Below are 23,489 nucleotides of genomic sequence, written 5' to 3'. Positions count from 1 at the left end.
CCCCTCACTCGGTGCGCCGGTGCACGGTCAACAGAAGGTGATCGAATTGGCGCCGCAGGTCATCCTGGCGTATCTGCAGCGTGGGGAACGCCGCAACCACCTGGGCGGCCAGCGTGCGCAGCTTGGTGTTGGTCTCCTGCGATCGCCACTGCAGCAGCTCGAAGGCCTGATCGTCGCCCACTCCGTAGACCAGCATCAGCGCCCCTTTGGCCTGTTCGATCGCGGCGCGCGCGGCGAACAGATCGGGCAGCGAGCTGCTGAGGGCATCACGGCGCGCATCATCGAGCGTGTGGGTCAGGTCTACGTAGTAGCCCTCCGTACCCACCACGGCGCCGTCGTCGGCGAGCATCCTGTCGGCCAGCACGAGGACGGTGTGTTCGCGGTCCTGCCTGTCGAGAAAGCGGTGCCTGCTGGAAAACGGCCTGCCCGAATGCAGCGCCTGGTCCAACAATTCCTGCACGTGTCGCCTGTCGTCGGGGTGTTTGTGGGCGAGCAGCAACTCGGTGGTGGGCGTCACCGTGCCGGGTTCATAACCGTGCATGCGCGCGACCTCGTCCGACCATTCCCATCGCTGCCCGACGAACCAGAACCGGAAGCTACCGACGTTCAGGTCGCCTCTCGACCGCAGGAGTTCGTCCAGCTCGGGTCCGGGGGACGGGTCGGACTGCGGCATTGCCGCATTATTCCACTCACCGCCGAATCGCAAACCTGTTCACACAGGTTGTCGCCAGGCTCACGCCGCGTCCGCGGCACCCGCCCTCCTAGGGCCGGTCGGGCCTCGCAGTCTCGGTCGCGTCCTGCTCCGGTCGGCCGGCGAATTTTCTCGCCACGAAGTACAGCGCGACGCCCGCCGCGAGCAGCGCCGCAGCCAGCAGCCACACCGTCGCGCTCTGCTGCGTCAGCAGCAGCACACATGATCCGATGCCGAGAACCGGCACGAAGGTCCAGACGCGGAAGTGATCGTGGGCGACACGGTCGCGCCGCAGGACCAGTACCGAGACGTTGGCCGAGAGGAACACGACCAGTAGAAGCAGCACCACGGTCTCGGCGAGAGTCGACAGATCTCCGATCAGCGTGAGCAGCATCGCGACCACCGTCGTGGCGACGATCGCGACCCAGGGGGTGCGGCGGTTGGGCAGCACCCGCGCGAGAGCACTTGGCAGCAGCCCTTGTTCGGCCATCCCGAAGGCCAGGCGGCTGGACATGATCATCGTCAGCAGGGCGCCGTTCGCGACGGCCACCAGCGCGATCAGGCTGAACAGCCACTCCGGAACTCCTGCGCCTGAGGCTTTCACGACATCCAGGAGCGGGCCGGTGGACTGCGAAAGCTCCTCGGACGGAAGCGCGATCGCGCTTGCCAGACCGACCAGGACGTACACCAGTCCCGCGGTGATCAGCGCACCGAACAGCGCCCGCGGATACACCCGGCTCGGATCCTTGACCTCCTCGATGACATTGGCCGACGTCTCGAAACCGACGAAGGAGTAGTACGCGAGAATCGCGCCACCGAGGATGGCCAGTCCCGGCGAGGTTGCGTCGGGGAACTCGCCGGCGCGCCCGACGTCACCGTTCCCGCCGCCGACCATCAGCGCCACGACGGCGATGACGAGAACCAGACCCGAGAGTTCGATGACCGTCATCACGACATTGCTCTTGAGCGATTCGCTGATCCCGCGGGCGTTCAGGCACGCCACCAGAAGGAGGAACACCACCGCCGCGAGGACCGCGGGGACGTCGATGAACGTCGCGAGGTAGTCGCCGCCGAACGCGAGCGCCAGACCGGCTGCGCTCGTCACACCGGCAGCGAGCATGCTGAATCCCACCAGGAACGAGACGATCGGTTTCCCGAAGGCCCGCTCGGCGAACACCGCCGCGCCGCCGGCGCGCGGATACTTGGTCACGAGTTCGGCGTAGGACCCGGCGGTAAGTAGCGCCAGCAGCAGTGCCACCGCCAGCGGAGCCCACAGCACCCCACCGACCTGCGCGGACAGCTCCCCCATCAGCGCGTAGATGCCGGCGCCGAGTACGTCGCCGAGAATGAACAGGAACAGCAACGGGCCGGTGATCTTGCGCGCCAGCTTTGTCTGCGTCCCGGCCGTGTCGATCGTGTCCGAAGACATGTGTTCGCCCCCTGTCGATCCCCCATAGGCCCGATGGCCGTGTCACAGATACCCGGTTGTGGTCGATCGATGCCTGCCGGTGCCCATCTCGCCACGCCGGGCCGCCTCTTCGGTCCAGAATGTGTAGATGCGCTTCGGAAACTTCATGGCCCCGTTTCATCCCGTCGGACAGAACCCCACCCTGGCCCTGGAGCGGGACCTCGACCTGATCGTGGCGATGGACCGACTCGGTTTCCAGGAGGCGTGGGTCGGCGAGCACCACTCGGCGGGTTTCGAGATCATCGCGTCCCCCGAGGTTTTCCTCGGTGTCGCAGCCGAACGCACCAAGCACATCAAGCTCGGCACGGGCGTCAGCTCGTTGCCGTACCACAACCCGTTGATGCTGGCCGATCGCATGGTTCTGCTCGACCACCTGACCAGAGGCCGCGTGATGCTCGGCTGCGGTCCGGGTCAGCTCACCTCGGACGCTCACATGCTCGGGATCCCCGCCGACGAACAACGGCCGCGCATGGAGCAGAGCCTCGACGCGATCATGCGCCTGCTCCGGGGAGAGACCGTCACGATGCGCACGGACGGCTTCACCCTGCAGGACGCACGACTTCAGCTGAAGCCGTACAGCGACCCGTGCTTCGACGTCGCGGTCGCGGCGTCGTTCTCGCCCACCGGGCCGCGGGGTGCCGGCCGGCACGGCATCGGCATGCTGTCGATTGCCGCCACCGCCAAGCAGGGGATGGATCTGCTGGCCCAGCACTGGAACACCTGGGAAGAAGTCGCCCTGGAGAACGGCCACATCGCGGACCGGTCGAAGTGGCGGCTGGTGGGTCCGATGCACCTCGCCGACACGCGCGAACAGGCGGAGCGCGACGTCGAGTACGGGATTGCGGAGTTCTCGCGGTACTTCGCCCACATCCTGCCCGCCGGTCCGGTACAGGGCGACACGGCGGCGGAGATCATCGCCAACAACCGCGAGTCCGGGTTCGCCGTGATCGGCACCCCAGCCGACGCGATCGCCAAGATCGAGGAGTTGGTCGAGGCGAGCAACGGTGGCTTCGGCGCGTTCCTGTTGTTCGACCACGACTGGGCCGACCCGGCGGCGAAGCTGCACAGCTACGAGCTGTTCGCGCAGTACGTGATACCCCACTTCACCGGCCAGCTCACCGGTCCGGTCGCCTCGCGGGACTGGGTCACCGGCAGCGGTCGCTCGTTCGTCGACCAGGCGGCCCACGCGATCGGCAAGGCCATCGAAGACCATGCCGCCGAACAGCAGGCAAAGCAGACACCGGCTGCGAATTAGGTCATCCTGAAACGTATTTCATGACCGAAGGTCATCGCGACGTCGCACGCGCCGTGCAGCTCCACCTCGAGCAGTGGGACCTTCGCATCGACGGACCGACCCGGGAGACCGCCGGGTCACTGGTGGTACCCGTGCTCACCTCCGGGGGCGCCGCGGCGGTTCTCAAGATCGGTCGCGACGGCCACGGCTCCGAACACGAACATCTCGTGCTGCGGCGCTGGGGTGGCGACGGGGCGGTGCGGTTGCTGCGCGCCGACCCGCCACAGCACGCCGTGCTCGTGGAGCGGGCACATTCACACAGCCTGGCGAGCGTGTCCGACACCGAGGCGTGTGCGATCGTGAGCGGGCTCTACCGCCGCCTGCACGTCTCGCCGATGCCTCAGTTACGTTCCGTCAGTTCGTATGTGACGCAGTGGGCGGACACGCTCGGGGAGCTGCCCCGGGGCGCGGCGATTCCTCACCGGCTCGTGGAACAGGTGGCGGCGCTCAGCCGCGACCTGACGACCGACGCAGCCTCCGACGTCGTGCTGCACGGCAACCTCCATTACGGCACTGTGCTCGCCGCCGATCGCAGTCCCTGGCTGGCGATCTCTCCGCACCCGATGAACGGGGATCCGCACTACGAGTTGGCGCCGATGTTGTGGCACCGCTGGGACGACCTCGACGGGACTGTCCGCAGTGGCATCCGAGATGGCGTCCGCCGCCGCTTCTACACGCTCGTCGACGCCGCCGGCCTCGACGAGGACCGTGCGCGGGCCTGGACGCTGATCCGGGTGGTGCACGCGTGGACCCGCGAACTGGCCGATGGACGTGCCGACGCGACGGCGTTGACCAGCTACGCAACCATCGCCAAGGCTGTGCAGGACTGAGCGCAGAGAAAGGCCGATCGAGATGACGCACACCGACGCACTGGTGCAGGAGATGATCGACGAACATCAGCTCCGCAAGCTCGCGCACCGATACTGCCGCGCCGTCGACCGGGGCGACTTCGCCGCGCTGCGCGGTCTCTATCATCCCGATGCCGCCGATGCCCACGGGAGCTTCTCCTCCGGTCCGGTGGGCGACTTCATCGATCAGATGGTGGCGGCGCGCCCCTACCTGCGATCGATGCAGCACCACGTCACCACCGCCAACTTCGCGGTCGACGGCGACGTCGCCGAAGGCGAGATCTACACGATCGCCACGCACACCTTCATGGCCGGCGACCACGACGTCGACGTCGTCGTGGGTGGGCGCTACCTGGACAGGTACGAGAAGCGCGACGCGACGTGGCGGATCGCCGAGCGCGCCATCGTGACCGACTGGGCACAGGTGCACGACCCGTCGATAAGGGATCTCCGCCATCCCGTCACCCGGGACACCCCCGCCGGCAGCATGGCCGCCGACGACCCGTCCTTCGAGTTCTTCTCTCTGCTCCGTCCTTCACCGCAGCACGATTGATCGCGGCACCATCTGCCCTGCTCAACGCGGTGTCATGCGACAGCAGGCCTCGCCGCGCTACCCTGGTGAGACTGTTACCGGAGTGAAAAATGTGACTGGTGGGTACACAGTGGTCGACATCGCTCGTTCACCGCGTCAGGTCGAGGAGAGGCCCGTGGCTGTCGGCATCACCCGTGTGCGCATGCTCCGGACGGCAATCGCCGCTTCCTATGCTGTTGCCGCACTGACGGTTGCGGGTCTGCCCGTGGCTGCGCCGGCGGCCGCCGCACCGGACTGCCATGACATCGAGGTCGTCTTCGCACGCGGCACCGACGAGCCTGCCGGCCTCGGCGTCGTGGGCAAGTCCCTGGTGGACACGCTGCGTCCGATGGTCAAAGGCAAGTCGATCGGCACGTACGCGGTGAAGTATCCGGCAACGTGGGACTTCACCCAGGTGGCCGCCGGAGCCAACGACGCCAGCAGGCGGATCCAGAACATCGCCGCGACGTGCCCGGACAGCAAGATCGTGTTGGGCGGCTACTCGCAAGGTGCCGCGGTCATCGACGTCGTCACCACCGCACCGATCCCGGGATTCGGCTACACCGCGCCACTTCCGCTGGCAGTCGTGCCGCGCGTCGCCGCCGTCGCCGTCTTCGGAAATCCGTCGGCACGGATCGGCAAGCCGCTGACACTGCTGAGCCCCGACTTCGGGTCACGCACCGCAGACCTGTGCAACACAGGGGATCCGATCTGTTCGCGCGGTGACGATTTCGATGCCCACGTCCGCTATCCGCAGTCGGGGCTGGTCAAGCTTGCCGCGCAGTGGATCACCAAACACGTGCAGCAGCGGGTTTAGACCCCCAGATCGCGCAGTCGCCCGCGGTATTCCTCGACACTGGCCAGTTTGATGTTCTCGTAGCCACGCACCATGTCCGGCAACCCTGCGATGGCGACGGCGCGGTCGTAGTTGTCCGGATCGAGCTCCGCAGCAAGCGTGGTCACGATGTCGGTGTACTCGGCGAGGATCTGCCGTTCGATCCTGCGGACGTGGGCATAGCCGAATGGATCGAATCTGGTTCCCCGCAGCCGCTTCCCCTTGGCCAGGACGCGAAGGGCCACGTGACTCCTCGGACCGAGACCGATCTTCTTCGTACGCCCCAAGGCCCTCAGCGTCGGCGGATGAAGCTTGTAGGTCAGCTTCTCCCCTTCCGGGATCTCGGAGCTCACGGCGGCAAGGAACCGCGGATCGGTAAGCAGTCGCGCCACCTCGTACTCGTCCTTGTACGCGGTGAACTTGAAGAGGCCCTTCGCCACCGCCTCACTGAACTCGGTGCGGTCGCCGAGTGCGCGCTCGGCATCCCAGATTGCCTGCAGCAGAGTCACATAGCTGCGGGCCACCTTCTCATTCTGGAATGCGATGAGGTCGGCCGTCCGTCGTGTGATCAGGTCGCCGACGTGGCCCGAGAACGTCGCGCCCTCAAGGACGCGTGCGGGCGGCGGCGCGGTCCGGCCCTCAACCGCCGGGAAGGCGTGGTCATGGAAGTGCGCCGGGTCCGCGATCGCGACGCGCCCCCAGCGGAACGCGGCGACGTTGGTATCGACGGCGACCCCGTTGATCCCGATGGCCTCTTCGATCGCCGCCGCCGGAATACCCAGTGCGCCCGTCTGATACGCCGCACCGATCAACAGGAAGTTCGCGGCGGCGGTGTCTCCGAAGAACGTCTGGGCCGCTGCCAGCGCGTCGAATGAGTGCACGCTGCGCGACACCTGCCCGAGGCGCTGGAGCAGGTACGGCGTCTCCGGGTAGCTGATGGTCTTGTCGTACACCATGGCGCCGGTGGGGGTCTTGCTCGTGGACGCGACGGAGACCGTTGTGCTCGCGTCGCCGTAGCCGAGGTTCTTTGCATCCGCGGCAGCGAGCAGGTCGAAGGCCACGATGCAGTCCGCGGTGCCGGGGGTCAGCCGGTTGGAGGGATCCAGCCTGCCGGCGGAGAACCGCAAGTGGGAGACGACAGGACCCGCCTTCTGGCTCAGCCCGATCTGATCCAGGCTCTCGACGTCGTAGCCCGCCCTCAGCGCGGCGGTCGCCAGCACCTGGTTCACGGTGACGATGCCGGTACCGCCGATCCCGGCGAAAAACACGTTGTGCGTGGCTGTCACGGCCTCGGCGTCGACATCGGGCACCGCCGGCGGTGTCGGGACGGCGCGACGTCGGCGCTTCTTCTCCGGCCGCACCTCGACGGTGACGAACGACGGGCAGTCCCCGTCGAGGCAGCTGTAATCGGTATTGCACGAGGTCTGGTCGATCCGGGTCTTGCGGCCGAACTCGGTGTCCACCGGCTGCACCGACAGGCAATTCGACTTGACGCCGCAGTCCCCACAGCCTTCGCAGACTGCTTCGTTGATCAGAACCCGGGTGCTGCGGGCGGGCAGGGTGCCGCGCTTGCGTTGCCGACGCGCATCGGCCGCGCAGTGCTGGTCGTAGATCAGGACGGTGACGCCGGGGACCTCCCGCAGGCGCTTCTGGGCTTCGTCGAGACGATCGCGGTGCCAGACCAGCGTGCCCTTGGCAAGCGCACGCCTGTTGTGCCGCTTGGGTTCATCAGCACAGATGATGATCTGCGCGACACCCTCGGCGGTCAGCTTGTGCGTCAGCTGAGCAACACTCACCGCACCCTCGGCATGCTGGGCGCCGGTCATGGCGACGACCTCATTCCACAGCACCTTGTAGGTGATGTTCACCCCGGCGGCGACGCAGGCCTGTACGGCGAGTTGTCCGGAATGGAAGAACGTTCCGTCACCGATGTTCTGGAACAGATGGGGCACCTCGGTGAACGGCGCCTGGCCGATCCACTGGCTGCCTTCACCGCCCATCTGGGTCAATCCGGTGACGGCACTGTCTGCGCGGTCCGACATCGTCACCATGGTGTGGCAGCCGATGCCACCGGCCGCCAGAGATCCTTCCGGCACCGCCGTCGAGCGATTGTGCGGGCAGCCGCTGCAGAAGTAGGCGGCACGTTGGGCGGGAAGCACTTCCAACGACAGCGGCGGCGGCGGGGGCTTCCTGAGCTCGAGGCGGCCCTGCAGCGCGCGGCGCAGCGGTGCGAGCAGCCGGCCCGCCGTCAGTTCGCCGCCGGCGGGGATCAGCAGCCGCCCCGCGGCGTCCTTCTTACCGATGATCCGCGGCGCACCCGCTCGGCCGTAGAGGATCTCGCGGATCTGCGTCTCGATGAAGGCGGTCTTGTCTTCGACCACCAGGATCTCGTCGAGGCCCGTGGCAAAGGTCGTGACGGTATCGGAGCCCAACGGGCTGGGCATGCCGATCCTCAGCAGCCGGACACCTGCCTGGTGCAGGGCGACGTCATCGGCGCCGAGGTCGGCCAGCGCCTGCCGCACCGAGTCGAATGTCGTTCCGGTGGCGGCGATCCCGACGGTGGCCTGCGGCGGGTCGATCTCGATGACGTCAAGGTGGTTGGCCGCGCCGTACGCACGGACCACCTCGGCACGAGGGCCGTACAGGTCCGCCTCGGCGTCCAGACTGGCCGCAGGAGCTGCCATCGGACGCTGCCGGTAGACGAAAGGCGCACCGTCCCAGCAGACTTCAGGGACAACGATGTCGACGTCGACGTCGTGCGGGTCGACAGACCAAGCGCCGTCGGCGACGTCGGCGACGATCTTGAGCGCCACCACGCACCCCGAAGCCCGGGACAGGGCCACGCCGTGCATGGCCATCGTGACGATTTCTCGGGCGTTGCGCGGGAAGAGGACCGGAATTCCGAGGGCTGCCAGGGACCGCTCACTCACCGCGGGAACGGTGGAGGACTTCGACGCCGGGTCGTCGCCCACCAGCAGCAGCATCCCTCCGCGCGGATTGGCGCCGTACATGTTTGCGTGCCGGAGGGCGTCTGTCGCACGGTCGAGCCCGGGCCCCTTGCCGTACCAGACACCGATGACACCGTCACGCGTCAGAGTGTCTGCGGGCAGTTGAGCCTGGCTGCCCCACACCGACGTCGCCGCCAGTTCCTCGTTCAGGCCAGGGACGAAGGTGATGTCGTGCGCGCGCAGCACGTCGGGCATGCCGGTCAACATCCGGTCGACGCCGCCGAGCGGGCTGCCCTGATATCCGGACACGAACGTCGCCACCCGCAGTCCGGCGCGAGTGTCGCGGTCGTGTTGTTCGACCAGCGCGCGGGCGATGGCCTGCACCCCGGTCAGCACCACGGGACCGGAGCCCGCGCGGAAGCGGTCGCCGAGTTGATAGCGGACTTTCGAAGCGTCCCGGTCCGGCCGTCGGGTGTCGAGATCCGTCAACTGTGTACACCACCTTGGCGATTGCTGGGCGTATTGCTCCCTCCAGGGTGTCATTGCCATGCATTGTGAGCAACCATGCGCTGATGGCTTGAGCATGTTGCCCATTCTGTGAGCAGTGTGACGTGGGATACTGCGCGACATGACGAAGTTGGACCGAACCGACGCCCGACTGCTCCTGGCGCTGTGTGACGCGCCACGGGCAACCGGCGTGCAGCTGGCGACCATGCTGAACCTGGCACGAAACACCGTGCAGGCGCGGTTGGCCCGATGGGACCAGGAGAAGGTGCTCGCGCCGATCGACCGGTGCGTGTCGCCCCGCGACCTGGGCTACCCGCTGAAGGCCTTCATCACCGTGGTCGTCGATCAGCACCGGCTCGAGGACGTGATCGCCGAGCTGGAGACCGTCACGCAGGTCACGCAGGTCACCGGGTTGTCCGGCGCGGCCGACCTGCTGATCGGCGTGGTGGCCACCGACGCCGACGATCTGTACCGCGTCGCCGGACTCGTCCTCGCGGTCCCCGGGGTGGAGCGCACGACGATGTCGGTCGCGATGCACGAAGTGGTCGCCTACCGGACGCGGCCGTTGCTGGAAGAACTGGCCGCGGGCCGCGGGGTGGGGTGACGGCGCTTCTACAGCCGCGCGAAGCAGGCGTTGGACTCTTCGGTCGGAATCGACGCGTCACGACTGGAAAACGTTCCGACGACTCCACTTTCGGTGACCTCGACACTGTCCGCCCGGATGCCGAGCGGATAGTTGTCGTTCAGTTTCTTGGTCAGATCGTTCAGGGCCGACTGCACGGCATCCTTGGGGAACGGTCCGGTGACATCGAGCACCTCGAGGTTGAGGTCACCGTCGGTGACAACGGGTCGCGCGGTGACGCCGGCGCTGCCCGCAGCGAGGACGAGCGTGCCTGCGGACGGGTCGGTCGTGACGCCGGTGACCAGACTGCCGACCCCCGGCAGGTTGGTGGCGACGGTGTCCTTGATGCCGGCCGACGACCAGGTCAGCGTGGCGTCGAGTGAACCGATGGTCCCTTTCGAGTCACCCGATCCCTGTAGCCGGATGTCTCGGAGGGTGACGTCCGCGGTCATTCCGTCCGCGGACTGCACACGGTCACCGGCTGTGCGTACCGAGATGTTGGTGTAGTGGCCGGTCATGTGCTGCCACAGGAACGGTGGATTCACCCCGTAGGAGATGGTCGCGCCGTCCTCGACGACGCATTCCGCCACGGCCACGAGGATGTCGTCGGCACGGTGGCGTGCGTAGAGCTCCGCGCCGGCCAGGCCGCCCGCCAGGACGGCCACCGCGATGACCGCCAGCAGAATGATTGCCTGCCGGTTGAGGGCGCTACGACTCCTGGGCCGGTCGCCAGAGGGCGTAGCAGGCCGGGGCGGCGACGGCGGTCGAGGCGGGACAGCAGGCGGGTGTGGGGGCCGGGCGGCGGGCGGAGGCCGTCGGATCTGTTCGGTGGGCGCCGCGTCCGCGGGACGCGCGCGGATCTTCTCCGTTGGGGAGTCCGGCCCGCCGGGGCGTGGGAGTCGACGGGTCGCCGGATCAGGCGGTGGCGCTCCCCGGCCGCGCCAGCCGGGCTGGCCGGGGCGGTTCGGCGGGTTCGTCACCGCCGCAATTCTGCCTCATCGGCGAACCGCACCGGAGGATTCGGTGGCCGGGGCGTTCCGGCCGGTCCGACGAAGACGGCGCCGAGGGCGGTGACGCGGAGCTCGCCCGGCTAGCGGCCGACGTCCTCCGCGAATCCCGGCGTGCCTAGCTCGGGGAGCGGCAGCGCGCAGATCCGGCGCGCCTCGTCGGTGGACATGCCGAGGATCGTCAGCACGTACTCGGTGACCCTGTCCGCCGCGTCGGCGACGTCACGATCCGGCTGGTCGTGGAGCAGCTGTCCGAGACCGAGGAGCGACCCGGCGACCACGGCCAGCGCCAGGCTGAGGTCGTCCACGTGGAACCTGCCCGCAGAGATGGCTGCGGCGATATCGCGGCGCGCCCGCGGCCCCAGGCCGCGATCGGACGACAACAGAGCCAGCCCGCCCGAGAGCAACACCCGGCTTTCCTGCGGCCGTTCGCGGAACATGCGGCCCGTCAGACGGAAACTGCGCGCAAAGGTCTCGGCCGGGTCCTCCAAGGACTGCGTGAGCTCGTCCAGCATGGCGCCGTGCATGTCCAGCACCTCGGTGAGCGCCGCGTCGAAAAGCTGTTCCTTGCTGTCGAAGTGGTTGTAGAACGACCCCATTCCGACGTCGGCCGCCTGGGTGATCTCCAGCACCGGGACGTTGAGCTTGCCGGCCGCGATGAAGGACTGCGCAGCCGCGATCAACGCGGCGCGGGTCTTCTGCTTGCGGCGCGCGAGCCGGTTCGGCGGGCCGTCCTGCGATTCGTTCGGCTGAGCCATCGGCGCCGCCTCCTTCCCGAAGGTCATCGGATTCTAGCCGACCCACTCATTTCTGAGGATTTCGTCATCTTGCTTGACTGAGCATAACGGCATATGTGACGATTTCGTCAGTAGCTAGGAGGCGCTGATGGGCGACGCGACGGGCGCGCACACGAACCTGCACAGCGAGCAGGGATCCCGCCGGGGTGAACACACCGGGCGGTCCCGGAATCCGGTCATCAAGGTGCAGGACATCGCCTGGCTGGAGTTCGAGAAGCCGGATCTGCGCCGTGCCGAGGCATTCGCGCAGGCATTCGGATTCTCGACAGCGCTGCGCAGCGATGACGAGCTGCAGTTGCGGGGAGCCGACGCGGGCGCACCCTGCGTGATCGTGCGTCAGGGCACGCGCTCCCGATTCCTCGGAGTCGCCTTCCGCGCGCAGGACAGCGGTGACGTCGCCCGCCTGGCCGCGGCGACCGGCGCCGCGACGCGACCGCTGCCCGAGAGCATCGGCGGATTGTCGGTGGACCTTGTCGACCCGTCCGGAATCCCCGTGCGCGTCGTCGCCGGGACCCACGACCTCCCCCGGCTTCCCACTCAGCCACCTCAGGTTCTCAATCTCGGCCACGATCTGCTGCGCGCCAATGCCCCTCAACGACCGCGACGGATCCCCGCACGCGTTCAGCGACTGGGCCACGTCGTGCTGCAGAGCACCAGGTACACCCAGGCCCTCAACTGGTATCTGGACCACCTCGGGATGATCGTCAGCGACTTCCTCTACTTCCCCGGTCAGCGCAGCCTCGGCCCGGCGATGAGCTTCATCCGCTGCGACCGCGGCGACACCCCCGCCGACCACCACACCCTTGCCATGGCACTCGGACCGCGGAATCGCTACGTGCACTCGGCCTATCAGGTCAGCGACCTCGACGCGATGGCGGCCGGTGGCGAGTATTTGCGTGAACGCGGATACCGCCGATCCTGGGGCATCGGACGCCACATCCAGGGCAGCCAGATCTTCGACTACTGGCGCGATCCCGACGGCTTCCTCGTCGAGCACTTCGCCGATGGGGACATGTTCGACAACAGCCTGGAACCCGGGTGGGCGGCGTTCACCGCGACCGGACTCGCGCAGTGGGGCCCTCCGGTGACCAACGACTTCCTGGGGATCGCCCCCGGCCGGGAGTCCATCGAGGAACTGCGGTCGATGTTTACCGCGATCCGCGACGACGACAACGAATTCACCCTGACCCGCCTGCGCGGCCTGATGAAAGTAGCCAGCTCATGACCACCACCATTCTGCGCACCGCCGACGCCTGGTACGTCCAGACCGACAGCGGCGCAGTACGGATCGACACCGAGGCGAGTACCACTGCAGAGCTGCTGGGCGACCGCGCGGCCATCGACACCGCAAGCAGCGGCACACTCGGCGTCCCGGTGGAGACCTTGACCCTCGTCTCACCCGTGACCGCACCGTGCCGGGTGGTGGCCCAGATGACCAACTACGCGTCGCACGTCAAGGATTCGGGCATGAATCCGGAGACCGTGCCGCTGACGTTCTTCCGCAAGGCCTCGGGGTCGATCAACGGACCCGCCGATGACATCGTCAAACCCCGCCATGTCCGCTTCATGGACTACGAAGTCGAGATCGGCCTCGTCGTCGGCCGCGAGCTGCCCGTCGGCACCACCCTCGGTGACGCGGACCTCCCTGACTACATCGCGGGGCTCGTGGTCACCAACGACGTATCTGCCCGCGACGTCCAGCTGCCCAAAACCCAGTTCTACGAAGCGAAGTCGTATCCCACGTTCACCCCGGTAGGACCGTCGCTGGTACTGCTCGACCGCGACGAGCTCACGCGCTTTCGCGACCTGCGCCTGCAGCTACGGGTCAACGGCGAGCTCCGCCAGGACTCGGTGGTCGGCGGGGACATGATCTATCCGCCTCTGCGCGCCCTCCAAGAGTTGACGCGCTTCCAGCGGCTCGACGTCGGTGACCTGGTGCTCACCGGGACGCCCGCCGGCACAGCGCTCAGCGCACCGCCCAAGCCCATCGAGATCATCGGCGCCCTCCTTCCTCCCGCGGTGAAATGGAGAGCCTTCTTCAAAGCCCAGGCGAAGAACGACAAGTACCTCAAGCCCGGTGACGTCGTCGAAGCCCACGTCGGCACCGACGACGGGGTGATCGACCTGGGCACCCAGCGCGCGGTGGTCAGATACGCGTGAACGTCCGCCACGTTGCGGTCGTCGTCATCGGCGCAGGCCCCACCGGCACCACCGCGGCCGCCCTGCTGGCCCGGTACGGCGTCGACTGCCTCGTCCTCGACCGCTGGACGCAGGTGTACCCGCAGCCGCGCGCCGTCCACCTGGACGACGAAGTCTTTCGCATCATCGCGCGCCTGGGCGTCGCCGAGTCGTTCGCCGCGATCTCCCGCCCCGCTCTGGGCCTGCGGCTCCTGGACAGTGCCATGACCGTGCTCGCGGAGTTCGTCCGCGACACTGCGTTGAGCCGCAACGGCTTCCCTCAGGCCAACATGTTCGACCAACCCGAGTTCGAGCAGCTGCTGCGGACCAACCTGGCTCGACATCCAGGCGCTGAACTGCGCGGCAACGTCGAGGTCACCGACATCTGTGGCGGGATCGTCGGGCCGGTCCGGGTGACCTACGCCGATCGCACCGACGGCACCGAACACGTGGTGGAGGCCGACTACGTCCTCGGATGCGACGGAGCCAACAGCGTCACCCGCCGCCACATCGGCTCCACCATGCACGATCTCGGCTTCGCGCAGCGATGGCTCGTCGTCGACATCGCGACCGACGCCGACCTGGGCCAGTGGGAAGGCGTCCACCAGGTGTGCGATCAGCGTCGAGCAGCCACCTACATGCGCATCGGCGAGACGCGCTACCGGTGGGAGTTTCAGCTGCTCGACTCCGAGACCGCCGGCGACTACGCCACCCTCGCCGCCCTGCTCCCGCTGTTGCGCCCCTGGCTCGGTCCCATCTCCGCCGAAGCCCTCACGCTGGTCCGCGTCACCGAGTACACCTTCCGCGCCCAACTGGCGGACCGCTGGCGCCGCGGCCGGGTGTTCCTGCTCGGCGACGCCGCGCACCTCACTCCCCCGTTCATCGGCCAGGGCATGGGCGCAGGCGTGCGCGACGCCATGAACCTCGCGTGGAAGCTGGCCGCCGTACTGGACGGCACACTTGGGCCCGAGGTGCTGGACACTTATGAGGCTGAACGAAAACCACACGCTCGAACCATGATCCGACTCGCACTGGGCGTCGGACGCTGCATGACTTCCGGCGGCCGGCTCGGCGGTCTGATACGTCGGCTCACCCTGCCGGCACTGCACCGGATCCCCGGTGTGGGCGCCAAGGTGCTCGATGGCGAATCCCCCGCGCTACGTCGTTCGTCGCTGGTCCACAGGTCACGCCGACGCCGCGAACTCGCGGGCAGGCTGTGCCCGAATCCGGTCGTCGCCACCACGGGCAGCCGACTCGACTCCCTACTGGGGGACGGGTTCGCCGTCGTCACCACCGAGATGCCCGATCGTACCCAGGTGGCCCTCATCGAGCAGCGCGGAGCGGTCCTGCACCGCGCCTCACCTGATTCCGAACTGGGGCGGTGGCTCCGAGAGGGCCGGGCCGCGGCCGTGTTGGTCCGGCCGGACCGGACTGTCATGAGCACCAGCAGGCGCCTCAGCGCGGTCTGCGACAGCCTGACTCGATCCGTGGTACCGCGCCCGTCCGGCGCAGAAACGAGGACTCGCCGATGACGGTGACCGACAACCGTATTCCGACCTACCGACCGGACATTTACCGTGCGGCGGCGATCATCGACCCCTACCCGCATTACGCGCGACTGCGCGCTCTGGGCCCGGTCGTCCGGCTGGCCCGCCAGCGGGTCTACGCACTACCGCGTTACGCGGAGTGCAAGTCGGTGCTGCGCAACGACACCGCGTTCATCTCGGGTGAGGGTGTCGCGCTCAATCCGTTCAGTAATCGACTCTCCCGCGGGACGACCCTCAACAGCGACGGCGCCGAACACGACGAGCGGCGCAAGCTGGTCGCACACCGGATGCTCCCCCGCGCGTTACGCGCGATCAGCGACGACGTGGACCGCCAGGCGGCAGCGGTGGTCGACGAGGCGCTGGACCGGGATGTCGTGGACGGGGTTTCCGATGTCGCAGCTGCCTTGCCGATGGCGGTGGTCCCCGACCTGGTCGGGTGGCCGCGCGAGCAGCGCGGCAATCTCCTCGCCTGGGGCGGAGCGACTTTCGACATCCTCGGACCGCTCAACAGACACGCGGTCAGGGCGTTACCCCATGTCGGTCAGACGCTGCGGTTCGCGCGCAAGGTGGTCAGGAAGCGCTCCGTCATCGAGGGCAGCCTCGGGCATGACGTGCTGATCGCGTCGGACAACGGTCAACTGACCGCAGCCGAGTGCTCAGCTCTGATGATCGACTACATCGCGCCGTCGTTGGACACCACGATCAGCGCCATCTCCAACGCTCTGTACCTCTTCGGCACCCACCCCGAGCAGTGGCAGATGATCCGCGCCGACACCACCCTGATACCCAACGCGATCAACGAGGTCATCCGCTACGAGTCGCCGCTGCGTGCCTTCTCCCGAAAAGCGGTCAGCGACATCGAGATCGCGGGAACGACGATCGCGGCGGGCACCCGCGTACTGGTCATGTACGCCTCGGCCAACCGCGACGAGCTCGAGTGGGATGGGCCGGACACCTTCGACATCAGGCGGGACGCCACCCGCCAGCTGGGCTTCGGCCAGGGCGCGCATGCCTGTGCGGGTCAAGGATTGGCGCGCCTGGAGACGAGCGCGATGCTGCGTGCCCTCGCCGAGCGGGTGGAACGCATCGAGCTGACCGGTCCGCCGGAATGGGCGGTCAACAACATCATCCGGCGCCACGACCGGCTACCGGTCCGACTGGTCGGCGCCTAGCATGCCCGGCATGACCGAGACGCTAGTTTCATCTCATGCACTCCGGTCCGAACCCGTTGATCAGCTCCGTGCCGCGCCCACATCCGGCACGGCTGGAGGCCTCGGCGTACCCCGTCCACCAACTGATCGACGCGCGCTTCGGGGACATGGACGCCAACGGACACCTCAACAACGTCGCGCTGGAATCGTTGCACGAGAACACCCGGGCCAGCCTCAACCGGCGGGTGTTCCCGGATGTCTATGACCGCACCGCGCGAAGCCGACGCATCGTGACGTCAACGATCGTCGTTCACTATCTGCGCGAGGCGCCCTGGCCGGCGGCGATCGACACCGCCATCGGCATCGGCCACGTCGGGCGGACGTCGTTCGTGGCCTCCACCGCCCTGTTTCACGACGACGCCTGCGTAAGTCTCTGCGACACGGTGCTGGTGCTGCTAGACGACAGCGGTCCGACACCGATCCCCGAAGACGCCCGCACCCGCCTCGCCTCGCTGAGACTGAGGCCGACGTGAAAGACCCGCGTCACAACGACCCCGCCTCCACGACCGATGACCCAACCGACCACGGCGCCACGCACGATCATTTCGTCGACGCACTGCTCGCGGCCGTCCGGCGGGACTCCGGCGGCGAATCCTCGACTGTGCCCGACGCCATGGTCACCGCGCTGTCGCTGGTACGGAAGCTCGGCATCGAGTTCGTGCGCCGTTACCACCGGCTCGAAATCGACAGCGCTGCACCGCAGCTCGACGCACCTGTGCTGTTCGTGGCCAACCACGGCTTCGGCGGCATCTTCGATCTCAACGTGTTCGCGATGGGCGCGGCACTGGAGCAACTCGAGCTCACGCGACCCGTCACCATCCTGACCCATCAGCTGGCGTGGACCCTCAAGGTCGGGCCGCTCCTGGAGCCGCTCGGCGCCCGCCCCGCCAGCCATGAAAGCGCCCGCGAGGCCTACGAGAACGGCCACCACGTCGTCGTGCTGCCCGGCGGCGACCTCGACGCGGCGAAGGCCTGGGAGGACCGCAACCGGATCGTCTTCGGCGGACGGGCCGGATTCGCCCGGTTGGCGCTGGAGTTCGGAGTTCCGGTGATCCCGATCGTCACGGCAGGTGCGGGCGAATCCCTGGTGGTGCTGTCCAGCGGCGAACGTCTGGCCCACGCACTGCGGCTCGACAAGATCCTCAGGGTGAAGGCGCTTCCTCTGTCGGTATCACTGCCCTGGGGCGTCAACCTCGGCGCGGTGGGGATGTTGCCCTACCTGCCGTTGCCGACGAAGCTGCGCACCCGCGTCCTGGCCCCGATGAACCCGCACCCGGATGAAGACGCCGACGCCTATGCCGAGCGAATCCGCAGCGCAATGCAGAGCGCGCTCGACGAGATGACCGCGAATCGTCGCCCGCTGCTCGGTTGACCGCAATTGCAGCTAACGGGAAGCAGCGAGATGCGTCAACCTCAATGACAGCGGTGCGCTGACCGAGCAGAGTCATCCCCATGACGACGTCCAGTATCCGCAGCAGCCACACCGCCTCCCTGCACGACGGCGAGATCGTCGAGGAATCCGATCTCGGGTCGATGCGCCGCGTCACCGCCGACAACCTGCCCATCCTCAAGGGACTGTCCATCAAGCGGGTCCTGCTCAACCCCGGCGCCATGCGCACCCCGCACTGGCACGCCAACGCCAACGAACTCACCTACTGCGTGTCCGGCACCGCACTGGTGTCCATCCTGGACAACCACAACAGCTTCTCCACCTTCACCCTCACCGCCGGGCAGATGTTCCACGCCAATTCGGGTTCACTGCACCACATCGAGAACATCGGCGACGATGTCGCAGAGTTCATCATCGCCTTCCGCCACGAACGCCCCGAGGACTTCGGCTTCGGCGCCACCCTGGGCGCCTTCTCCGACGCCGTCCTGGGCAACACCTACGACCTGCCCGCCTCCGACTTCGCCACCATCCACCGCACCACGCGCGATCACAAACTCGCCGCCCGCACCGGCGCACCCGACATCCCCGCCGCCGCGCACCTCACCAACCCCCACAAATTCGACGTCGAAGCCCAAGCCCCCGGCCTGAACTACGTCAGCGGCAACGCCCGCTTCGCCCGCGACCAGTTCTGGCCCATCCTCACCGACATCTCCATGTACTCACTGCGCGTCACCGAAAACGGCATGCGCGAACCACACTGGCATCCGGTCACCGCCGAAATGGGCTACGTCCACCACGGCGACGCCCGCATGACCGTGATGAACCCTGACGGCACCCTCGACACCTGGACCATGACCACCGGGGACATGTACTTCATTCCCCGCGCCTACCCACACCACATCGAGAACATCGGCACCGACCCCTGGCACTTCCTGATCTTCTTCGACCAGCCCTACCCCGCCGACATCGGCTACCGCGCATCCGCCAGCGCCTACTCCCGCAAAGTCCTCGCCGCCGCGTTCGACACCCACATCGACGACCTACCGAACTTCCCCTTCACCCCCGCCGACCCCCTCATCGTCAACCGCATCAACCCTCTCGACTGACTGCGGTGACCAGGTGACGTGTGTCGAGCGTGGGCTCTAACGCACACATTTCGCCGGCGGGTTCAAGGGATGGATGCAACACCCTTTGATTGAGGAGTGTTGCGATGGGGTCCCATGCGATTCAGCCGGCGACGGTGAAAGCGTTCTGGGCGCAGATTGGGTTGGGGCTCAATCCGGCTGAGGCTGCCTTCGCCGTCGGTGTGTCGCTGGGGGCGGCACGGAAGTGGCTGACCGACGCTGGTGGTGTGAAACAACGTGTGTACGAGGTGAAGATAGAGGGGCCCAAGCCCCGACTGACCCTCGAAGAGCGCATCCAAATTCAGGTCGGTGTGGGCCGTGATGAGTCACTGCGCTCGATCGGAGCGCGACTCGGGCGTGCGGCGTCGACGATCAAGCGTGAACTCGACAATAACGTCGAGAACCGCTACGACGGACGCAAGTCGGGTTACCGCCGCAAGAAGGCTTTCGGTGCGCGCCAGAGCGGTAGCACCTCGACGGTGCGCTATGACGCATTGGCTGGTGAGCGGTCGGCGGCGAGGCGGGCGCGACGCCCCAAGCGAGGAAAGCTCGCCGCCAATGACACCTTGCGCGACGAGGTGCAGACTCGGTTGAAGCTGCGTCATAGTCCGCGCCAGATCGCGCGCCGGTTGCGCAGCGACTTCCCCGACGATCTGGAGATGTGGGTGTCACACGAGGCCATCTACCAGTCCATCTACGTCCAAGGGCGCGGATCGCTGCGCCGTGAGCTGCACCAGTGCTTGCGGACCAAGCGGGCCATTCGCCGGCCTCGGCGCCAGCCCGAGACCCGCCGCGGTCGGATCCCGGGCATGGTTAACATCAGCGAACGCCCGGCCGAGGTCGCCGACCGTGCAGTGCCCGGGCACTGGGAGGGTGACCTGATCATCGGCAGCACCACATCCGGATCTGCGATCGGCACCTTGGTCGAGCGCGCCACCCGGTTCGTCATGCTGCTTCATCTGCCCGACAACCACGGTGCGGTCGCAGTCCAAGACGCCATCGTGGAGAAGATGACCGAGCTGCCAGAGCACCTACGGCGTTCTCTGACCTGGGATCAGGGCAAGGAAATGGCCAACCACATCGCCATCGCCGCCGCAGCCGATCTCGACATCTACTTCTGCGATCCGCACTCACCCTGGCAGCGTGGCACCAACGAGAACACCAATGGGCTACTGCGTCAGTACTTTCCGAAGGGGACCGACCTCTCGCTGCACGGTCCCGGCATCCTTGACAACGTCGCCGCCGAACTCAACGGCCGACCCCGCCAGACACTGAACTGGAGAACACCCGCCGAAGCCCTCAACGAACTACTCTCAAAACCGCCAGCTGTTGCATCCACCCCTTGAACCCGCCGCCAATTATCGTGCACGTGGCCCACGGTCGAGCTACCAGTTGGCCTTCGAGTAGTCCTTCAGAAAGCAGCCGTACAGGTCCTCGCCGGCCTCGCCGCGGACGATCGGGTCGTACACCCGTGCCGCACCGTCGACGAGGTCGAGCGGGGCGTGGAAGCCCTCCTCGGCGAGCCGCAACTTCGTCGGGTGTGGGCGCTCGTCGGTGATCCAGCCGGTGTCCACCGCGGTCATCAGGATGCCGTCCTGCTCCAGCATCTCGCCGGCGCTGGTGCGTGTCAGCATGTTCAACGCGGCCTTGGCCATGTTGGTGTGGGGGTGGCCCGGCCCCTTGTACCCGCGGCTGAACTGGCCTTCCATCGCCGAGACGTTGACGACGTACTTGCGCCGTGCCGCCGAGGCGGCCATCGCCGGGCGCAACCGGCTCACGAGGATGAACGGTGCGGTCTGGTTGCACAGTTGGACCTCGAGCAGTTCCATCGCGTCGACCTCGTGGACGCGTTGGGTCCAGCTGTTGACCGCGGCGGTGTCGGGCAACAGACCGCCGGCGTCGATCGCGGTGCCCGCCGCGATCCGGTCCGGGGACGCGCTGCGGGCGGTAAGAGCGAGTTCGGTGACCGGAGGGCAGGAGCGAAGCGACTCGGGATGTGAGGGCGCGTGCGGGGTGTGGTGCTCGGCCAGGCTGCCCGCGAGCGCCGCTGGGTGCGCGTCGCTGACCCGGTCGAACGAGACCACGTCCACCAGCTCCGGCGCCGGGGTGCGTTCCGCCTCGACGAGCGCCGCGTAGGAGCCGGGTGCGCGGCGCACGGTCTGGGCGGCGTTGTTGATCAGGATGTCCAGCGGACCCTGCGCGGCGACGGTGTCGGCCAGGGCGACGACCTGCGCCGGGTCCCGTAGGTCGATACCGACGATGCGGAGCCGGTGCAGCCAGTCGGCGCTGTCCTCCATCGCGGCGAAGCGCCGTACCGCGTCGTTCGGGAAGCGGGTGGTGATGGTCGTGTGAGCACCGTCGCGGAGCAGGCGCAGCGCGATGTACATGCCGATCTTGGCGCGCCCACCCGTCAGCAGCGCCGTCTTGCCAGTCAGATCGGTGCGGGCTTCGCGCTTGGCCCGGTTGAGTGCCGCGCACTCGGGGCAGAGCTGGTGGTAGAAGGCGTCGACGACCGTGTGGTGGTTCTTGCAGATGTAGCAGGCCCGCGACCGCAACAGCGTGCCCGCAGTGGCGCCTGCCGCCGACGAGACGAGCGGCAGGCCGGCCGTCTCGTCGTCGATGCGGCCCGGCGCGCCGGTGGCCGTCGCGGCGATCACGGCGCGGTCAGCGGCCGCGACCGCGTCGCGCCGGGCGGTTCTGCGGGCCTTCTTGACGGCCTTGAACACGCCTGCGGTGGCCCGGCGCACGGCAACGGCATCGGGGTGCTCAGGAGGCAACGCCTCGATGTCGGCCAGCACCTGAAGACAGGTGCTGAGCTTGTCCGGGTCGATCGCGTTCACGGTCAAAGAGTACGGGCCATCGTCGGCCGGCTCTGGGATCAGCATCACCCGACCCTGCGGCGACGACCTATAGCGGGGGAAAGTCGCGAGATTCCGCGCAAGACCCACGGCGTCCGCCTGGCCACCACCCCGACGGCCCGATCTGTGCGCAGCATCGCCTCGCGCGGACCCGGGGTCGGAGCCGACGCGAGTTTCGCCTCGGCGGAATCGCGGGTGCCGGGACGATGGACCGCGAGGAGCTGCCAGCTGCCGGGCACGCCACGCAACTCGACGGTGCCGCGGTCCCCGAAGCTGGTGCCCGACCCTACGACCAGGTCGCGGACGGTCCTGGAGACGACGATCTCGCCAGCCCCGGCCTGGCCGAGGATGCGCGCGGCGATGTGGACTGCGATCCCGCCGATGTCGTCGCCCAGAAGTTCACACTCACCGGTGTGAATGCCGGCGCGGATCTCGATCCCGAGGAGCTCGGCGTCGGTCCGCAACGCCTCCGCACAGCGAATGGCGTGCGTAGGGCCGTCGAAGGTGGCCAGGTGACCGTCGCCGGTGCTCTTCACCACCGTGCCGCTGAATTGCTGGACGAGGTCGGCGCTGACCTCACCGAAGCGCTGCAGGACCGCGCGCCAACGCTCGTCGCCCGACTCGACGGCACGTTGGGTCGACGCGACGATGTCGGTGAACAGCACTGTGCGCAGCGCCCGGTGTGACGCTGACGGCACGGCATGGCCACCGGTGAGGAACTCCTCGATGCGGGTCGCGAGTGTGTCGGGCTCGGTGAACCACGGCGCATGGTCCACGCCGTCAACCTCGAGGTACGTCGCGCCGGGGATGTGGTCGGCGAGGAACCGACCGCACTGCACCGGCATGGCATCGCCGCGGGCGTGTGTGACGAGGGTGGGCACGCTCAGCGTCGGCAGCACGGACCGGAGGTCGATATAGAGGTTGGATTCCATTGTGGCGAGGGCCATCCCCGGGCTTGCGGCCATGCGCTCGAACATCGCGAGCTGGCGCAGCGACCGGACCGAGGGAAACATCGCCTTGGCGGTTGCACCGTTGCCCCACTGCGAGCGAGCGGTTCGGGTGAAATTCTGCAGTTTCACAATCTGTTCGGCCGACGGTGTGTACTCCGCTCCCAGCTCGCGAACCAAACGCGACGCCAGCTCGGCGGGGTCTCCCAAAACCTCGTCCCACCCGCCGCCGGAAAGGTAGGCGAACGAGCCGTAGGTGATGAGCGCCCGCGTGCGCTCTGGTTGTTTCGCAGCGAAGTAGAGGGACTGAGCACCACCCTCGCTCATGCCGAAAACTGCTGCCCGTTCGAAGCCGGCGGCATCCATGACGGCCTGGATCTCCGTGACCCGATCGTCGAATGTGCGCACCTGCGGCACCGGGTCCGACAGCCCGACCCCGGCCTTGTCGAATATGGCCACGCGACAAAAAGTCGCGAGTTGATCGAAGAACGACTTAAATTCGGGCATCGTCCAGAACAGCTCGATGTGGCTGACCATGGGTCCCACGAAGACAAGGTCTACCGGCCCGTCGCCGAATACCTGATACGCCAGGCTGAGGTCGCCGCAGGATGCGTACGCGGTTTCCGCCATGAATACTCAGCGTAAT

Annotated in this window: 20 protein-coding genes; 13 read left to right on the top strand and 7 right to left on the bottom strand. The window is 67.5% G+C overall.

What is annotated here, in order from left to right:
• Nucleotides 1-4: 4 nt before the first annotated feature.
• Together EL337_RS08775 and EL337_RS08770 are read right to left on the bottom strand one after the other, a co-directional pair.
• Nucleotides 5-673 carry a PAS and ANTAR domain-containing protein gene (locus tag EL337_RS08775; RefSeq protein ID WP_048632373.1) on the bottom strand — a complete coding sequence of 223 codons (669 nt, stop codon included), beginning with the start codon at nt 671-673 and terminating at the stop codon, nt 5-7.
• Nucleotides 674-761: 88 nt separating this feature from the next.
• Nucleotides 762-2,120 (bottom strand): APC family permease, encoded by a 1,359-nt coding sequence (locus tag EL337_RS08770; RefSeq protein WP_048632372.1) that lies wholly within the window; start codon nt 2,118-2,120, stop codon nt 762-764.
• A gap of 127 nt (nt 2,121-2,247) precedes the next feature.
• Between EL337_RS08770 and EL337_RS08765 the strand changes: the two genes are divergently transcribed.
• The 4 genes from EL337_RS08765 to EL337_RS08750 all read left to right on the top strand — a co-directional run bounded on the left by EL337_RS08765 (nt 2,248) and on the right by EL337_RS08750 (nt 5,689).
• On the top strand, nt 2,248-3,414 hold the full coding sequence (locus EL337_RS08765; protein ID WP_048632371.1) for an LLM class flavin-dependent oxidoreductase: 1,167 nt from the start codon (nt 2,248-2,250) through the stop codon (nt 3,412-3,414).
• Nucleotides 3,415-3,434: 20 nt separating this feature from the next.
• Nucleotides 3,435-4,283: an aminoglycoside phosphotransferase family protein gene (locus EL337_RS08760; RefSeq protein ID WP_048632370.1), complete on the top strand. Its 849-nt coding sequence runs from the start codon at nt 3,435-3,437 to the stop codon at nt 4,281-4,283.
• 22 nt (nt 4,284-4,305) lie between these two features.
• Nucleotides 4,306-4,854, top strand: a complete 549-nt coding sequence (locus tag EL337_RS08755; RefSeq protein WP_048632369.1) for a nuclear transport factor 2 family protein — start codon at nt 4,306-4,308, stop codon at nt 4,852-4,854.
• A 181-nt stretch (nt 4,855-5,035) separates the two neighbouring features.
• Nucleotides 5,036-5,689: a cutinase family protein gene (locus EL337_RS08750; RefSeq protein WP_048632422.1), complete on the top strand. Its 654-nt coding sequence runs from the start codon at nt 5,036-5,038 to the stop codon at nt 5,687-5,689.
• Here the strand turns inward: EL337_RS08750 and EL337_RS08745 are convergent.
• The gene (locus EL337_RS08745; RefSeq protein ID WP_048632368.1) at nt 5,686-9,144 is read right to left on the bottom strand and encodes an indolepyruvate ferredoxin oxidoreductase family protein; all 3,459 of its coding nucleotides are present in this window, start codon (nt 9,142-9,144) and stop codon (nt 5,686-5,688) included. The two genes, EL337_RS08750 and EL337_RS08745, sit on opposite strands and share 4 nt — an antisense overlap.
• A gap of 139 nt (nt 9,145-9,283) precedes the next feature.
• On the opposite strand from EL337_RS08745, the gene EL337_RS08740 reads away from it, so the two are divergent.
• Nucleotides 9,284-9,766, top strand: a complete 483-nt coding sequence (locus EL337_RS08740; protein ID WP_048632367.1) for an Lrp/AsnC family transcriptional regulator — start codon at nt 9,284-9,286, stop codon at nt 9,764-9,766.
• A gap of 8 nt (nt 9,767-9,774) precedes the next feature.
• On the opposite strand, the gene EL337_RS08735 is transcribed toward EL337_RS08740, so the two are convergent.
• Together EL337_RS08735 and EL337_RS08730 are read right to left on the bottom strand one after the other, a co-directional pair.
• Nucleotides 9,775-10,764, bottom strand: a complete 990-nt coding sequence (locus EL337_RS08735; protein WP_048632366.1) for an LmeA family phospholipid-binding protein — start codon at nt 10,762-10,764, stop codon at nt 9,775-9,777.
• Nucleotides 10,765-10,874: 110 nt separating this feature from the next.
• Nucleotides 10,875-11,576, bottom strand: a complete 702-nt coding sequence (locus EL337_RS08730) for a TetR/AcrR family transcriptional regulator (RefSeq protein ID WP_370737149.1) — start codon at nt 11,574-11,576, stop codon at nt 10,875-10,877.
• 100 nt (nt 11,577-11,676) lie between these two features.
• Between EL337_RS08730 and EL337_RS08725 the strand changes: the two genes are divergently transcribed.
• The 8 genes from EL337_RS08725 to EL337_RS08690 all read left to right on the top strand — a co-directional run bounded on the left by EL337_RS08725 (nt 11,677) and on the right by EL337_RS08690 (nt 20,384).
• Nucleotides 11,677-12,813, top strand: coding sequence for a VOC family protein (locus EL337_RS08725; RefSeq protein ID WP_048632365.1), 1,137 nt, complete (start codon nt 11,677-11,679; stop codon nt 12,811-12,813).
• Complete coding sequence (locus EL337_RS08720) at nt 12,810-13,748, top strand: fumarylacetoacetate hydrolase family protein (protein ID WP_048632364.1); 939 nt, start codon at nt 12,810-12,812, stop codon at nt 13,746-13,748. The genes EL337_RS08725 and EL337_RS08720 overlap by 4 nt, the downstream gene beginning before the upstream one ends.
• Nucleotides 13,745-15,298, top strand: a complete 1,554-nt coding sequence (gene mhpA / locus EL337_RS08715; protein ID WP_048632363.1) for a bifunctional 3-(3-hydroxy-phenyl)propionate/3-hydroxycinnamic acid hydroxylase MhpA — start codon at nt 13,745-13,747, stop codon at nt 15,296-15,298. Before EL337_RS08720 ends, mhpA begins: the two co-directional genes overlap by 4 nt.
• Complete coding sequence (locus tag EL337_RS08710; protein ID WP_048632362.1) at nt 15,295-16,485, top strand: cytochrome P450; 1,191 nt, start codon at nt 15,295-15,297, stop codon at nt 16,483-16,485. The genes mhpA and EL337_RS08710 overlap by 4 nt, the downstream gene beginning before the upstream one ends.
• Nucleotides 16,486-16,520: 35 nt before the next feature.
• Nucleotides 16,521-16,997 (top strand): acyl-CoA thioesterase, encoded by a 477-nt coding sequence (locus EL337_RS08705; protein WP_048632361.1) that lies wholly within the window; start codon nt 16,521-16,523, stop codon nt 16,995-16,997.
• Nucleotides 16,994-17,896, top strand: coding sequence for a 1-acyl-sn-glycerol-3-phosphate acyltransferase (locus EL337_RS08700; protein WP_232786788.1), 903 nt, complete (start codon nt 16,994-16,996; stop codon nt 17,894-17,896). Before EL337_RS08705 ends, EL337_RS08700 begins: the two co-directional genes overlap by 4 nt.
• A gap of 80 nt (nt 17,897-17,976) precedes the next feature.
• Entirely contained in the window at nt 17,977-19,020 is a 1,044-nt protein-coding gene (locus tag EL337_RS08695) for a cupin domain-containing protein (protein WP_048632360.1), read from the top strand.
• A 104-nt stretch (nt 19,021-19,124) separates the two neighbouring features.
• Complete coding sequence (locus EL337_RS08690; protein WP_235666611.1) at nt 19,125-20,384, top strand: IS30 family transposase; 1,260 nt, start codon at nt 19,125-19,127, stop codon at nt 20,382-20,384.
• A gap of 39 nt (nt 20,385-20,423) precedes the next feature.
• Here the strand turns inward: EL337_RS08690 and EL337_RS08685 are convergent, their stop codons facing one another.
• Both EL337_RS08685 and EL337_RS08680 read right to left on the bottom strand, forming a co-directional pair.
• Nucleotides 20,424-21,878 carry an SDR family NAD(P)-dependent oxidoreductase gene (locus EL337_RS08685; protein WP_048634328.1) on the bottom strand — a complete coding sequence of 485 codons (1,455 nt, stop codon included), beginning with the start codon at nt 21,876-21,878 and terminating at the stop codon, nt 20,424-20,426.
• A 44-nt stretch (nt 21,879-21,922) separates the two neighbouring features.
• Entirely contained in the window at nt 21,923-23,473 is a 1,551-nt protein-coding gene (locus tag EL337_RS08680; RefSeq protein WP_048634248.1) for an adenylate/guanylate cyclase domain-containing protein, read from the bottom strand.
• Nucleotides 23,474-23,489 lie beyond the last annotated feature (16 nt).

It is taken from the genome of Mycolicibacterium aurum, from assembly GCF_900637195.1.
Taxonomy (GTDB): Bacteria; Actinomycetota; Actinomycetes; order Mycobacteriales; family Mycobacteriaceae; genus Mycobacterium; species Mycobacterium aurum.
This window is presented reverse-complemented; position numbering and strand designations above follow the sequence as displayed.

Coding starts and splice junctions, on each gene's coding strand:
- EL337_RS08725 (WP_048632365.1), top strand. CDS start 11,677: ATGGGCGACGCGACGGGCGCGCACACGAACCTGCACAGCGAGCAGGGA.
- EL337_RS08720 (WP_048632364.1), top strand. CDS start 12,810: ATGACCACCACCATTCTGCGCACCGCCGACGCCTGGTACGTCCAGACC.
- EL337_RS08740 (WP_048632367.1), top strand. CDS start 9,284: ATGACGAAGTTGGACCGAACCGACGCCCGACTGCTCCTGGCGCTGTGT.
- EL337_RS08760 (WP_048632370.1), top strand. CDS start 3,435: ATGACCGAAGGTCATCGCGACGTCGCACGCGCCGTGCAGCTCCACCTC.
- EL337_RS08750 (WP_048632422.1), top strand. CDS start 5,036: ATGCTCCGGACGGCAATCGCCGCTTCCTATGCTGTTGCCGCACTGACG.
- EL337_RS08710 (WP_048632362.1), top strand. CDS start 15,295: ATGACGGTGACCGACAACCGTATTCCGACCTACCGACCGGACATTTAC.
- EL337_RS08680 (WP_048634248.1), bottom strand. CDS start 23,473: ATGGCGGAAACCGCGTACGCATCCTGCGGCGACCTCAGCCTGGCGTAT.
- EL337_RS08730 (WP_370737149.1), bottom strand. CDS start 11,576: ATGACCTTCGGGAAGGAGGCGGCGCCGATGGCTCAGCCGAACGAATCG.
- EL337_RS08770 (WP_048632372.1), bottom strand. CDS start 2,120: ATGTCTTCGGACACGATCGACACGGCCGGGACGCAGACAAAGCTGGCG.
- EL337_RS08775 (WP_048632373.1), bottom strand. CDS start 673: ATGCCGCAGTCCGACCCGTCCCCCGGACCCGAGCTGGACGAACTCCTG.
- EL337_RS08690 (WP_235666611.1), top strand. CDS start 19,125: ATGGGGTCCCATGCGATTCAGCCGGCGACGGTGAAAGCGTTCTGGGCG.
- EL337_RS08705 (WP_048632361.1), top strand. CDS start 16,521: ATGCACTCCGGTCCGAACCCGTTGATCAGCTCCGTGCCGCGCCCACAT.
- EL337_RS08755 (WP_048632369.1), top strand. CDS start 4,306: ATGACGCACACCGACGCACTGGTGCAGGAGATGATCGACGAACATCAG.
- EL337_RS08765 (WP_048632371.1), top strand. CDS start 2,248: ATGCGCTTCGGAAACTTCATGGCCCCGTTTCATCCCGTCGGACAGAAC.
- EL337_RS08695 (WP_048632360.1), top strand. CDS start 17,977: ATGACGACGTCCAGTATCCGCAGCAGCCACACCGCCTCCCTGCACGAC.